Here is a 13,616-nt window from a genome sequence, read left to right on the forward strand (position 1 = left end):
CGCCGTGGAGATCGTCACCGCCGTCGCCTTCGCCGAGGTCCTCGACGCCTACCGGCGCGACCACCCGGCGGAACGCACCCACGAGGCGAACAGCAACCAAGCCGGGGAGGAGAACCTCGACCGGGCCGACCGGAGCGCCGACGACTGGTGGCGGGTGCGGCTCTCCCGGGCGGACGTCCTCGGCGTGGTCCTGCCCTGGCACCTCAGCGAGGGGGGTGCGCTCGAACTCGTCCCCCGGAGCGGCCTGACGGTGGAGGAGGCGGTCGAGCGCGTCCGCGCGGGCGGGACGGCGTGGACGAACGCGAACCCCGTCTGCGCGGCGAAGCTCCGGCTCCTGAGATGGGCGCCGTTCACACCCGTCTACCTCAGCACCGACGCGGTCGACCACTCCGACTACACGGACCTCCGGGTCCGGGAGGGACTGATCCACCTGGACGGCCTGCACCGCATGATCGCCTGGGAACTGGCCGGACGGCTCCCCGCCCGGGCCCGGCTGGACGGGTACCTCGCGGGCGATCCACGGGCCGCCCTCTCCGCCCGGGTGGAGGCACGACCCACCCGGGCGGCACGGAAGGGGGACGAGCAGGCGTGACCTCCGCGACGCGGTACGTCGGATCGACGCGGTCCACCGGGTCCCTGCCCGGGCTGCTGTCGCGCATCGCCCGTCTCCACCCGCACCGGCCCGCCCTGGCGGACGGCGTCCGCGCGTTCGACTACCGGACGCTCGACGCCGTGACGGGCCGGATCGCGGCCCGCCTGGGCGGGGCCGGTGTCGGCCGCGGCGACCGGGTGGCCCTGCTCGGCCCCAGGGACGCCCGGATGCTCGCGCTGCTGCACGGCGTCCTGCGCTCGGGAGCCGCCGCGGTGATGGCCGATCCCCAGTGGTCCGGGCCGGACCTGCGCCGGCGTCTCGACTCCGTCCGGGTCCGCCTCGCACTCACCACGGAGGCCTCGGTCCGCGGCCCGGACCGCTGTCCCACCGAGCCGGTCGACATCGACGCGCTGGCCGCCGACGGCCCCCGTCCGCAGCGGGCGGCCACCGTCGGCGCGGACACCGACCCGGCCCACCTCGCGGGCACCGACCTGGCCTACCTCTCGTTCACCTCGGGTTCGAGCGGAGAGCCGAAGGCCGTGGCCGTCACCCACGCCAACGGCGTGCACTACGCGCGGGCGCTGGCGGACCGGCTGCGGTTCACCGAGGCCGACGCCCCGCGGATCGCGCACGTCACCACGCTCGCCGCCGACCTCGGCCACACCGCCTGGCTGCTCGCGCTCGCGACCGGCGGGTCGGTCCACGTCGTACCGGACGACGACTCGCGCGCCCCGGACGCCTTCTGGACATCACTGCGCGGCGCCGGAGTGTCGGTGCTGAAGACGACGCCGTCCCACCTCACCGCACTCCTGGAGGCCCGGACGGCCGCCGGTCCGCCGGCCGTACCGGCCCTGCACACCGTGCTCCTGGGCGGTGAGGCGCTGCCGCGCGCGCTCGCCGCCGACCTGCTCGACACCGGCGTCGCCGCCCGGGTCGTCAACCACTACGGCCCGACCGAGACCACCGTCGGCGCCACCTGCTTCCTCGCCACGACGGCCGACCAACTGCCCCCGGACGAACCGGCGGTCCCGATCGGCACCGCGATCGGCGAGGTGGTGCTCACGGTGGTCGACGGCGACGGCCGTCCGGCGGCCGACGGCGCGGCGGGGGAACTGCTCATCGGCGGCAAGGGGGTCACCGCCGGATACTTCGGCAGGCCCGCCGAGACCGCGCGCGGCTTCACCCGGCACGACGGCCGGCTGATGTACCGGACGGGCGACCTGTGCCGCCGCCGACCGGACGGGAACCTCGTCTTCCTCGGCCGGTCGGACCGTCAGGTCAAGATCAGAGGATTCCGGGTCGACCTCGCGGAGGTCGAACGGGCCGTGGAGGAGTTCCCGGGCGTCCGCCGCTCGTCCGCCCTCGTCCGCGACACCACCATGGGCGGCCAACTGCTCGCCGCGATAACCCTGGCGGAGGACGCCGCCCCGAACGGCGTGGCCGACCGGCTCACCGCCTTCCTGCGCGACCGACTGCCCGGGTACTCCGTCCCGCAGCCGATCCTGGTGCTGCCGGACTTCCCCGTCGGCCCGAACGGGAAGCTCGACCGGGAGCGGCTCGGGGCCCTGGTCGCCGAGGCCGTCGAGGCCCGGGCCGCCGGGCCGGAAGCCCCGGTCGACGCGCGGCTCGGCGCGGTGACCCGGTCGATCACCGACTTCTGGGCGAGTGCGCTCGGCCTGCCCAAGGTCGGGCCGCACGCCGACGTGCTGAGCCTCGGCGGCGACTCGATCCTCGCCATGCGCACCATCGCGCTGCTGCGCAGGTCGGGCCTGACCGTCAGGCCCGACGAGTTCTACCGCCACCCCACCGCGACCGGGCTGGCCTCGGCCGCCACACCCGTGCGCGCCGCCGCCCCGGCCCCCGCCGCCGGCCCCGGCCGGGGCGCCGGTGGGAGCCTGCCGCTCGCCCCGGCCCAGCGGTGGCTGTTCCGGCAGCCCGTCGAGGACCCGCGCCACTGGAACCAGTCCGTCCTCCTGAGGTGCCGGACGGCGGTCGACCCGCCGGCCCTGTCGGCCGCCGTCGCGGCCGTCCTGGAACGGCACCCGGCACTGCGCCGGGCCGTCCGCCCGGACGGCTACGGCGACGCCCGGCCGGTGCCCGACCTCGACCCGGTGTCCTTCTCGCGACTGCCCGGACCGGCGGGCCCCGTCGCGGAGACCGTCACCGAGGTCTGCACCGAACTCCACCGCAGCCTGGATCCGGCCGCGGCGCGGCTGGTCCGCTTCCACCTCTTCTGCGGGCCGCCCGGCACCGACGACCGGTTGGCCCTGATCGCCCACCACCTGGTCGTCGACGGCCTCTCCTGGCGCGTCCTGCTGGACGACCTCGCCCACGCCTACCGGGCGGCCCTCGACAACAAGCCGGCCGACCTGCCGCCGACCGCGGACTTCTACCAGTGGGCCGCGACGGCGCCCCCGGCCCCCGGCCCCGAGCCCGCCCCCGGCCCGGTCGCGGCCGTCTCCACGGCGGTCTCCGCAGTCGGGGCCGCAGCCGTGGCCGCAGCCGTGGCCCGGCCACGGACCGAGGCAGGGGCGGCGGGGGCGGTGGTAGGGGCGGCGGCCACCGGGCAGGCCACCACGCCGGCCCCGGCCGCCGTCGCCTGGACGCTCGGCGAGCGCGGCACCGCGGCACTCGTCGGCCGCCACGGCGCGGGGCCGGGCCTCGAAGCCTTCCTGCTGTCGGCGTTCGCCGACGCCGTGTCCGGCTGGACCGGCCGCCCCCGGCTCGCCGTGGAGGTCGAGACCCACGGCCGCGACAGCACCGCCGACACCGGTGAACACCTCGACACCGTCGGCTGGTTCACCGCCGTCAAACGACTGGTGGTCGAAGCCCCCGACGGGCGGGTGGACTCCGCCGACACCCGGCTGCGGGAGGTCGGACGCCGGCTCTCGGAGGCGCCGGTGCTGCCGATGGACACGACGGGAGTCCGCCCGGACACCGGCTTCAACTTCCTGGGGACCTTCCACCTGCCCGACGAACCCGCACTGGACTGGACAGTCGCGGACGAGCAGCCCGGCGCCGCCCGCTGCGCCGGCGGCGACCCCCTGTACGCCCTGCGCCTCACCACCCGCATCGTCGAGAAGAGGCTGGTGGCCGACCTCGTCTACGCCCCGCCCGGACCGGACCACCGCGCCGCGGAACGCATCGTCACCTCCTTCGCCCGGACGGTGGCGGCGGCGGCCGGGACCGCCGCGGCCGCGCCGGTCCGGCCCCCGCTGTCCACCTCCGGCCACCTGCTCCACCGCGGCGGCCCCGCGCCCACCGCTCCGCCCACCTCCGCGCCCGCGCCCACGCCCGCGGTCGGCCCCGCGGTCGGCCGCCTCACGGTCGCCGAACCCGCCCGGGTGCTGCTCACCGGCGCCACCGGCTACCTGGGCGGCCACCTGCTCACCGAACTCGTCCGGCGCGGCGCCCACGTCACCTGCCTGGTACGCGCGGAAGGCGACCTCGACGCGGCCCGGCGACTCGACCCGGCCCGGCGGACCGGCGCCCGCCACGACCGGATCGAGGTCGTCGCCGGTGACATCGACCGCGAGGGACTCGGCCTGTCCCGGACCGGCCTGTCCCGGGCCCGAAGCGCCCGGATCGTCCTGCACGCCGCGGCGGACGTCCGCCTGGTGGCCTCGCCCGCCGACCTGGAACGGACCAACCACACCTCGGTCCGCCGACTGCTCGCCTGGATCGACGAACACGTCCCCACGGCCCGGTTCCACCACATCTCGACGCTCGCCGTCGCGGGCGGCGTCGACGGAGCCGCCCGCAGGTTCAGCGAGGCCGACCTGCGGATCGGCCAGCGCTTCCGCACGCCCTACGAGCAGGCGAAGTTCCGCGCCGAGGAGACCGTCCGCGCCTGGGCGGCGACCGGCCGCCCGTGCTACGTCCACCGCAGCGGGCACATCGCGGCGCACAGCCTGACCGGGGCCTTCCAGGCCAACGTCGGGGACAACCGGATCTACCAGCTCATCCACGGCTACCTGCTGGCCGGCGCGGCGCCCCGACGCCCGGCGACCACCTTCGCGTTCTCCCACGTCGACACGGTGGCCGCCGGAATCGCCGCGATCGCCACCGACCCGTTCGCCGCACCCGGCACCTACCACGTCGAGACCCCCTACGAGACGCCGCACGACGAGCTCGTCCGGTGGCTCGCCGCCCACGGCCACCCGGTCGCGCTCACCGACGACGAGGGGTTCGCCACCGCGATCGCCGAGGCCGAACGGAGCCACCCGACCGCGGCCGGACTGGCCGCGGCGTGGTCCCTCCAGGACGAGCGCAACATCGTCGTCGACCGCTCCTACACGACGGCCGTACTCGACCGGTTGGGTGTCCGGTTCACCGCTCCGACCCGGCAGTGGTGGTCCGCCGCACTCTCCTGGGCGGCCGAGGCGGGCTACCTCCCGCCCGCCGGGTCCCCGACCGCACGACCCGGCCGCACGACCTGACCGCGCGACCTGACCGCGCCTCCCGGCCGCTCGACCGGCCGCACGACCTGACCGCGTGCCGGACCATCGGACCGCTCGACCCGACCGCAGCCCCCGACCCGCCGCCGCATCCGCCGACAGAAGGCAGACCCCGTGTCCCAGCTCTCCCCGGTGCTCAAGCAGGCCACCCCCGTCGTCGCCACCCGCGGCGAGGGGATCCACCTCTTCGACACCGACGGCCGTCGCTACCTCGACTTCACCTCCGGCGTGGGGGTGACCGGCACCGGCCACTGCCACCCGCGTGTGGTCGAGGCGGTGCGTGACCAGGCCGGCAGGCTGCTGCACGGCCAGTACACCACCGTGCTGCACCACCCCCTGCTCACGCTCACCGAACGGCTGGGCGAGGTGCTCCCGCCCGGCCTCGACTCGCTGTTCTACGCCACCGCCGGAACCGAGGCCGTCGAAGCCGCGCTGCGGCTCGCCCGGCACGCCACCGGCCGGCAGAACGTGATCGTCTTCGAGGGCTCCTTCCACGGACGCACCATGGGCGCGGCCGCCCTCACCACCGCCGGTACGCGCTTCCGCGCCGGCATCGGCCCGGTGATGCCGGGCGTCGCCGTGGCCCCGTTCCCGTCCGCCTTCCGGCTCGGGCTGAGCGAGGAGGACGCGGTCGCGTACGCCCTGCGCGGACTGGACCTGGTCCTGGCCACCGTCAGCGCACCCGCCGAGACCGCCGCGATGTTCGTCGAGCCGGTACTCGGGGAGGGCGGCTACGTACCGGCGCCGCCCGGCTTCCTGACCGGGCTGCGGGAGCGCGCCGACCGTCACGGAATCCTCCTGGTCGTCGACGAGATCCAGACCGGCTTCGGACGGACCGGCAGGTTCTGGGCCCACCAGCACGACGGCGAGGCCGTCCCGGACGTCCTGATCACGGCCAAGGGCCTGGCCAGCGGCCTACCGCTCTCCGCGATCGCCGCGCCCGCCGCGCTGATGCAGCGGGCCTGGCCGGGTTCGCAGGGCGGCACCTACGGCGGCAACCCGTTGGCCTGCGCCGCCGCGCTGGCGACGCTCGACGTCATCCGGGACGAACGGCTCGTCGAGAACGCGGCGGACCAGGGGCGGCGACTGCTCGACGGGCTCCGCACGGTCGCCTCCGGCGCCCCGGCCGTCGCCGACGTCCGGGGCCTCGGACTGATGGCGGGCAGCGAGTTCTGCCACCCGGACGGCTCCCCGGACCCGGACACCGCCCGGCACGCCCAACAGGCGGCGGCCGAACTCGGCCTGCTGCTGCTCACCTGCGGCATCCACCTCAATGTGGTCAGGATGGTCCCGCCGCTGATCGTCACGGCGGAGCAGGTCGACGAGGCACTGGCGGTCTGGTCGAAGGCCGTCGCCGCCGCCACGGCCACGACGACCGGCTAGGCCCCGTCCGGGCAGCTCGACGACAAACCGGCGACAGACCGGCGACAGACCGGCGAGGACAACGACGAAGGGAGTGGTCGCCCCATGCCGGACGACACCGTGCAGGAGATCGGCTGGAGCAGCGCGGACCTGGCCGCACGGCGTGACATCTGGTCGCTCGCCCTCGGCGAGGACGACCGACGGCTGCTCTGGGCCGATGCGCGGACCGGGCGGTGGGACCGGGCCGAACCGGTTCGCGCCAGGCTCCGCGAATTCGTGCGGCGCAGCACCCGGTCCGCGGGTCTCACGCACATCAGCGGGCTGATGGACCCGACGGCGCCGCAGGACGAGCTCGTGGCGGCCCTGTCGTTCACGCTCGGCGACTTCGGCGGGATCGTCCCCCAGAACGGGCGGGGCGACCTGACCCAGGTGCTCCGCGACCAGGACGGCGACGGGAACACCGAACTGGGGTTCCACTGCGACACCTGCGACCTGCTCGTCCTGTTCTGCCTGCAACCCGCGGTGAGGGGCGGAGGGCTCACCAAGCTGGCGAGCGCGCGCCACGTCCGCGACATCATCGCGCGGGAGCGGCCCGACGTCCTCGCCACCCTCGGCGAGGACTGGACCTTCGACCGGACCGGCCGGGCGGGCCCGCAGGTGGTCGTCTCCCCGATCCTCTTCACCCAGAAGGACGGGACCGTCGGCTGCTACTACCAGACCCGTACGGTGCGGTCCTCCCCCGAGCGGGGAGGGCCACCCCTGACGGACCGCCAGTGGGAGGCCCTCGACGTGCTCGACGAGGTGCTCTACCGCCCCGAGATCGCCTTCGGCCTGCCGATGGCCGCCTCCGACCTGCTGATCATCCGCAACAGCCGGGTCCTGCACGGTCGTTCCCCCTACGTCGACGAGCCCGGGCCGAAGTCCCGCCGCATGCTGCGGATCTGGATGAACACGGAGGACCTGTGACCGCCCCCGACACCGTCACCGCCCCTGGGACCGTCCCCGGGGCGGCCCGCGAGTCCGCCCCCCAGTCCGCCCCCGAGTCCGCCCCCGCCGACGTTCCCGAGCAGCCCGGCCGGATCGCCCTCGTCACCGGTGGCGGCAGCGGCCTCGGACGGGCGAGCGCGCTCGCCCTGCTCGGCGCCGGCTGGTCGGTCGCCGTCGCCGGGCGACGCAAGGACGCCCTGGAGGAGACCGTCGCCCTCGCGGCCGTCGAGCCGTCCCGCGTGTTGGCCGTCCCGGCCGACATCAGGGACCCCGACCAGGTCGCCGCGCTCTTCGGGACCGTCCGCCGCCGGTTCGGCCGGGTGGACCTGCTGTTCAACAACGCCGGAGCGGCCGCCCCGCGCCGGCCGATCACGGACACACCCGTCGAGGACTGGAACCTGGTGATGGACACCATCGTCACCGGCAGCTTCCTCTGCGCGAGGGAGGCGTTCCGCGTGATGGGCGCCCAGTCCCCGGCCGGCGGACGCATCATCAACAACGGTGCGCCGTCCGCCCACGCGCCCCGGCCGAACTCCGTCGCCTACACGGCCGCCAAGCACGCCGTCCTCGGACTGACCCGGGTGCTGTCGCTGGACGGCCGCCGGCACGGCATCGCCGTCGGGCAGATCGACGTCGGCAACGTGGCTCCGCCCGACGGCCGCCCGCAGCCGGCGGCCGCGCAGGCCGACGGGTCGCTGGCCGTGGAGGCGACCATCCCGGTGGAGCGCTTCACCGAAGCGCTGCTGCTGATGGCCTCGATGCCGCTGGACACCAACGTCCAGTCCCTGACCGTCCTGCCGACCACCATGCCGTTCGTCGGGCGCGGCTGAGCGATGCTGATCAGCGCCCGTTCCTTCGACGAGTACCGAGCGATGTTCGCGCTCACCGAGCGCGACCTCCGGCTCCGGATCCTGGACTGCCCGGGCGGCGCCGCGAGCTTCGTCGCCGAGGCCGGACGGCGCGGGACCGACGCCGTCGCCGTCGACCCCGCCTACGCCGACGGCCGGGACAGCCTCGGCGCACTGGTCCTGCGCGAGATCCGGTACAAGCACGCGGCCCTGGTGCGGGACGCCCCCGAATACGTCTGGACCTGGTTCGGCGACCCCGGGCGCCTCACCCGGCTGCGCAGCCGGGCCGCCCGCGCCTTCGCCGCCGACCTCGCCGCCCGCCCGGACCGCTACGTCGCCGGCTCCCTTCCCCGGCTGCCCTTCACCGACCGGTCGTTCGACCTCGTGCTCAGCTCCCACCTGCTGTTCTCCTACGGGGCACGGCTCGACGAGGGCTTCCACCTGGACGCCCTGCTCGACCTGGCACGGGTCGCCCGATGGCAGGTGCGGCTGTTCCCGGTCCTGCTGCACACCAGTAACCTCCCGTACCGCCCGCTGGACCGCGTCAGGTCCGCACTGGCCGGGCACGGCATCCCGAGCCGGCTGGAGCGGGTCGGCTACGAGTTCCAGCCCGGCGGGGACGAGATGCTCGTGCTGTCGACCGCGGGCTACCGGCCGCCCGCCGCCGCGGCGCCGCCCGTGCGCGGTCCGGCGGCCGGGGTGCTCGACCCGGTGCGCTGGCGGCACCGGGAGGCAGCGGAAGGCCGCGCGGGCCCGGGACCGGACGCGGACCGGGGCCCGGGACCGGTCGCGGACCCCGTCGCGGACCCGGACCAGCGGGGCGCCGTCGGCCGGAGCGGTGCCTAGAAGAGCGCCTCCTGGGTGTCCGGGGCCTCCGGGCGGACCCGCAGGCTCAGGGAGAGCCCGGACGGCGGCCGGCCGGGCGCCGGGGCGAGCGTCCAGCCGGTGAGCAGGCGGGTGTCGAGGAGCAGCGGCTCGGCGCCGTCGGCCTGGTCGAGCAGCAGGTGGCGCCCGATCGCCGGGCGCAGCCGGCCGGAGACCACCGCGCCCGGTGCGAGCGCGTCGATCTGCCGGTAGGCGGCCGGGGCGCCGCCGGTCAGGCCGAAGACTTCGACGTGGTCGGTGACGGGGTGGTCGGCCGACAGTTCCACCGCGTGGCCGTGGAGCAGTTCGTGGGCCCGGGCGCGGGCCGCGGTGAGCAGGGCGCGGCGGTGCGCGATGTCGCCGTGCTCCCACCAGTGGGCCGGCTTGACCCGGCTGTTGAACCGTTCGCGGGCCAGCCCGGAGGCGGCGACGGTCAGTTCGGCCCGGCGCACGGCGGGGAGCGCGCCCCGGGCGGCGAAGGTCCAGGCCAGCGCGCCCTGTTCGAGCAGTCGGGTGGTGCCGCGCTGTTCGGCGGTCAGGCCGACCTTCAGCAGGCCCTCGCCGAACCAGGCGAGGTAGAGCCGGTAGGTGCGTCCGTCGTCGAGGATCTGGTCCCGGGCCAGTGCCAGGCCCCGGTCGACGCTCTGGCAGGGCGCGCACTGCACGGCGCCGCCGTCCGGGGCGATCTCGGCGTGGTGCGGGCACGGCGTGCGCTCGCTCCGGCCCGCCAGGAGGGCGCCGGTGCAGCGGCGCGGCCCGCCGAGCAGCCAGCCGACCTCCGTGCCGGGGGCCGCCTCGCGCTCGTGCACGAGGTGGCCGCGGACGGCGCTCAGCACCGGCCTGCCGTCCCGCCACCGCAGGCCGGTGGAGATCCAGCCGGTCGCCGGGCCCGCCTGTCGTTCTGCCACGTTCACCTCTCCGGTCCGAGCCATCGAGGCTACCCGCCGGGTCCGACAACGGGGCTCGGCAGGGATCGGCGGGGTCCGGTGGGGTCCGGCGGGGCGTCCTCCGGAACGTCCGGCCGCGACGGTCGCACGGGCCGCACCGGCCGCGACGGCGGCTCCTGGCCCGCCTGGCCTGCCGGACACGGCGTCGACCGGCTAGCGTCACGGGCATGATCACCGACACCGCCCGGCCCGGGCCCGTGACCCCCGACGACCTCGCGACCGTGCTCCGGCTCGCCGTCGCCGCGCTGCGCTCCGCGCCCGCCGACGCCGACTGGTCGCGCCCCGCCGGCTCGATCAGCTGGGACTGCTGGAGCACCGTCGAGCACCTCGCGGACGACCTGCTCGCGTACGCCGCCCAGCTGGGCCCGGCGGAGCCGCCGCGCGACCGCTACGTGCCGTTCGTCTCGGTGCGCCGCTTCCCCGGCGGGCCGAACAGCTTCGTGTTCGCCGAGCGCGCGGGCGGGCCGGACGCGCTGCTGCAGGTGCTGGAGGCGAGCGGCGCGCTGATGGTCGCGATCGCCCGCACCGCCGCGCCCGAGGTGCGGGCGTACCACCCGTGGGGTCTCGCCGATCCGGCCGGTTTCAGCGCGATGAGCCTGGTGGAGACCCTGGTCCACCTGCACGACGTCGCCGAGGGGCTCGGTCTGCCCTGGCGGCCTCCGGCCGGCGTCTGCCACCGCGTGCTGGCCCGGCTCTTCCCGGACGTCCCGCTCGACGACGACGCCGGCCCGTGGGCGACCCTGCTCTGGGCCACCGGCCGGACCGGCCTGCCCGGCCGGCCGCGGCGGACCGACTGGCGCTGGTACGCGGAGGTGCGGGAGGACGCTCCGCCCGTCTGACCCCGCGAGCCACCCGTCCGCTGCCTCGGGCCGCCGGCCCGCCCGCGGCCGCCGCCGGGTGACACCGCCGGGTGACGCCGCCTCACCCCCGGCAGCACCGCAGGTCGCGGGCGCTTTGCACGGTCCCCCCGTCCACGTTCTATTGTGGCGGGCGCGGCGGTGGCACGGCCGGGAGGCGGACGCAGCGCCGGACGGACGTGGAACGAAGGGGTGGACGTGGCGGGGCGGCGGAACGACGGGGTGCTGGCGGTCTGGGCGGAGGCGCAGCGGCAGGAGCAGCGCCGTGAGGAGGCCCGGTGGCGCGCCCAGGCCGCCGAGCAGCGCCGGCGGGAGCGGGAGGAGCGGGAGGCCCAGAAGGCGGCCGCCCGCGGCGAGCGGGAGGCGCAGCGTGCCTACCAGCAGGCCCGGGAGGCGGAGGCGGCCCGGCGGACGGCCGAACTGGACGCCCGGGTGGAGGAGTTGCGCGGTCTGCTGACCGCCGGGCTGGGGCGGGCGGCGTTCCGGCCGCAGTCCCTGCTGGCGGCGCGCCCGGTGCCGCCGTTCGAGCCGGGCCGGCTCGGTGAGCCGGTGCCGATGCCGGACCAGGCCCGGTACCAGGTGCCGCCGCCGGATCCGGCGCAGGCGCGGAACCGCGGTGTCTGGCAGCAGTACGAGCAGTACGTGGCGCAGGCCCGGGCCCGGTTCGAGCAGGACTGGTACGCGGCGCAGGCGGCCGAGGCGGACCGGCAGCGGCGCCTCGCCGAGTACCACGGGCAGTACCTGGAGTGGGTGGCCCGGTTCCGCCGGGAGGACGAGGAGCGGGCCGCCCGGACCCAGGAGCTGCTGCGCCGGCTGCGGTCCGGCGACGCGGAGGCGGTGCAGGAGTACTTCACCGCCGTGCTGTACGCCTCGGCGGCGTGGCCGGAGGGGTTCCCGCACCGGCTGGTGGCGGCCTGGGAGGCGTCGAGCCGTCAGCTGGTGGTGAACTGGGAGCTGCCGGGCCCGGACGTGGTGCCGTCGGCGGGCCGGGTGCGGTACGTGAAGACCGACGACCGGGAGGCGGAGGTGGCCCGTCCGGCCACCGAGCGCAAGGCCCTGTACCGGGAGGTGCTGGCGCAGAGCGCGCTGCGGGTGGTGACCGAGCTGTACCGGGCGGACGGGGACGGGCTGCTGGCCTCGGTGGTGCTGAACGGCTTCGTCCAGGGCATCGACCCGGCGACCGGCCGGGAGGCGGAGCGGTTCCTGACCACGGTGACGGTGGACCGGGCCGAGTTCGCCGGGCTGACGCTGGACCGGGTGGCGGCGGTGGAGTGCTTCCAGGGTCTGGGCGGCGTGCTGTCGGCCCGGCCGGAGCGGCTGGACGAGGTGCGCCCGGACCGCTTGCCGGAGACGGTCGGCGGCAGTGTCGCGGGGCAGGGCGGCGAGGACGAGCCGGACCTCTTCGAGATGGACCCGATCGAGTTCGAGGAGCTGATCGCCGAGCTGTTCCGGCTGCGCGGGTTCCGGGTGATGACGACGGCCCGCAGCGGGGACGCCGGGGTGGACGTGGTCGCCGAGGACCTCGATCCGGTGACCGGCGGACGGATCGTCATCCAGGCGAAGCGCTACCGTTCGACGGTCTCCCCCACCGCGGTGCGCGACCTCGACTCGACGGTCCGCCACCACGGTGCGATCAAGGGCATCCTGGTGACCACGGCCGGTTTCGGGCCGGGCTCGTACGAGTACATCCGGAACAAGCCGCTGACCCTGGTGAGCGGGCCGGAGCTGGTGGAGCTGCTGGCCGAGCAGGGGCTGCGCGGCCGGCTGGGCGGCGGGAGCGGTTCGCCGGGCGGCGGCCGGGCGGGGAGCGGCACGTCGGGGAGCGGCACGTCGGGGAGCGGCGCGCCGAACGGCGGGCGGCCGGGCGGCGGGTCGGCCGCGGAGGGCTCCGCGACCACGGTGGCGCTCTCCTGGCGGAGCCGGACGGCCGGCGGGGACGCGGTCGAACTCGACGTCTCGGCCTTCCTGTGCACCGGCGGCAAGGTGCTGAGCGACGAGCACTTCGTCTTCTTCAACAACCCGCAGGACCCGGACGGCGCCGTCCGGCTGCACCCCACCCGTTCGGTGCCCGGCGAGCCGGTGCGCCGCGCCGAACTGACGCTGGAGCCGGGCCGGTTGGCGCCGGGCGTGGACGAGGTGGTGGTCGCGGTGTCGACCGAGGAGGACGAGCAGCCGGCGCTGCCGCTCGGCTACGTGCACGGGCTGTCCACGGCGGTGTCGTTCGGTCCGGACGCGACCGGTCCGGCGGCCTGGACGGCCGACACCGGCGGGGTGCCGGAGAGCGCCATGCTGGTCGGCTCCTTCCAACGGCGGGGCGGTGTCTGGCGGTTCACTCCGAGCGGTACGGCGGTGGCGGACGGCCTGGCCGGGCTCGCGGTGCGCTGGGGCGTCGCGATCGAGTGACGGACGGCGTCCGCCTCAGGGCCGAGGTCATACCTGAGGAGGAGGGAGGCCCCCCGCACGTACGCCGGGACGACGGGGGGCTGCCGTACCCGGGAGCGACATTCCGGGCCCGAACGGGTTGGGAGAATCGAACGGAACACATTCGTCCGTTTCGTTCGCAGCCCTCAGGAGTACCTCGTGACGATGTCCGCAACCGCCGTCCGTACCGGCCGGGCGGCCGCCCGCGCCACCGGCCTCAACAAGGTCTACGGGGAGGGCGAGACCCGCGTCGTCGCCCTGGACAACGTCAGCGTCACCTT

At 76.0% G+C, this 13,616-nt stretch carries 9 protein-coding genes and 1 pseudogene; 9 read left to right on the forward strand and 1 reads right to left on the reverse strand.

Annotated features, from left to right (window positions below; all coding sequences use genetic code 11):
- Nucleotides 1–4: 4 nt before the first annotated feature.
- From AC067J_RS29035 to AC067J_RS29060, 6 genes are all read left to right on the forward strand, one after another.
- Entirely contained in the window at nt 5–592 is a 588-nt protein-coding gene (locus tag AC067J_RS29035; RefSeq protein ID WP_478304099.1) for a DUF6309 family protein, read from the forward strand.
- Complete coding sequence (locus tag AC067J_RS29040; protein ID WP_478304101.1) at nt 589–5,031, forward strand: amino acid adenylation domain-containing protein; 4,443 nt, start codon at nt 589–591, stop codon at nt 5,029–5,031. Before AC067J_RS29035 ends, AC067J_RS29040 begins: the two co-directional genes overlap by 4 nt.
- 132 nt (nt 5,032–5,163) lie before the next feature.
- Nucleotides 5,164–6,432, forward strand: coding sequence for an aspartate aminotransferase family protein (locus AC067J_RS29045; RefSeq protein ID WP_478304103.1), 1,269 nt, complete (start codon nt 5,164–5,166; stop codon nt 6,430–6,432).
- A gap of 84 nt (nt 6,433–6,516) precedes the next feature.
- Nucleotides 6,517–7,377: a TauD/TfdA family dioxygenase gene (locus AC067J_RS29050; protein ID WP_478304105.1), complete on the forward strand. Its 861-nt coding sequence runs from the start codon at nt 6,517–6,519 to the stop codon at nt 7,375–7,377.
- Nucleotides 7,374–8,228 carry an SDR family oxidoreductase gene (locus AC067J_RS29055; RefSeq protein WP_478304107.1) on the forward strand — a complete coding sequence of 285 codons (855 nt, stop codon included), beginning with the start codon at nt 7,374–7,376 and terminating at the stop codon, nt 8,226–8,228. Before AC067J_RS29050 ends, AC067J_RS29055 begins: the two co-directional genes overlap by 4 nt.
- Nucleotides 8,229–8,231: 3 nt before the next feature.
- Nucleotides 8,232–9,092, forward strand: coding sequence for a hypothetical protein (locus tag AC067J_RS29060; protein WP_478304108.1), 861 nt, complete (start codon nt 8,232–8,234; stop codon nt 9,090–9,092).
- Here AC067J_RS29060 and AC067J_RS29065 read toward each other — a convergent pair.
- Nucleotides 9,089–10,018, reverse strand: coding sequence for a DUF2797 domain-containing protein (locus AC067J_RS29065; protein WP_478304110.1), 930 nt, complete (start codon nt 10,016–10,018; stop codon nt 9,089–9,091). The two genes, AC067J_RS29060 and AC067J_RS29065, sit on opposite strands and share 4 nt — an antisense overlap.
- Nucleotides 10,019–10,224: 206 nt before the next feature.
- On the opposite strand from AC067J_RS29065, the gene AC067J_RS29070 reads away from it, so the two are divergent.
- The 3 genes and pseudogenes from AC067J_RS29070 to AC067J_RS29080 form a co-directional block, all read left to right on the forward strand.
- Nucleotides 10,225–10,896, forward strand: coding sequence for a maleylpyruvate isomerase N-terminal domain-containing protein (locus tag AC067J_RS29070; RefSeq protein ID WP_478304112.1), 672 nt, complete (start codon nt 10,225–10,227; stop codon nt 10,894–10,896).
- Between the two features lie 216 nt (nt 10,897–11,112).
- Complete coding sequence (locus AC067J_RS29075; protein WP_478304114.1) at nt 11,113–13,317, forward strand: restriction endonuclease; 2,205 nt, start codon at nt 11,113–11,115, stop codon at nt 13,315–13,317.
- Between the two features lie 177 nt (nt 13,318–13,494).
- A pseudogene (locus AC067J_RS29080) lies at nt 13,495–13,616 on the forward strand (ABC transporter ATP-binding protein); the annotation flags it as partial.

This window comes from Kitasatospora sp. NPDC042419 (assembly GCF_056437345.1).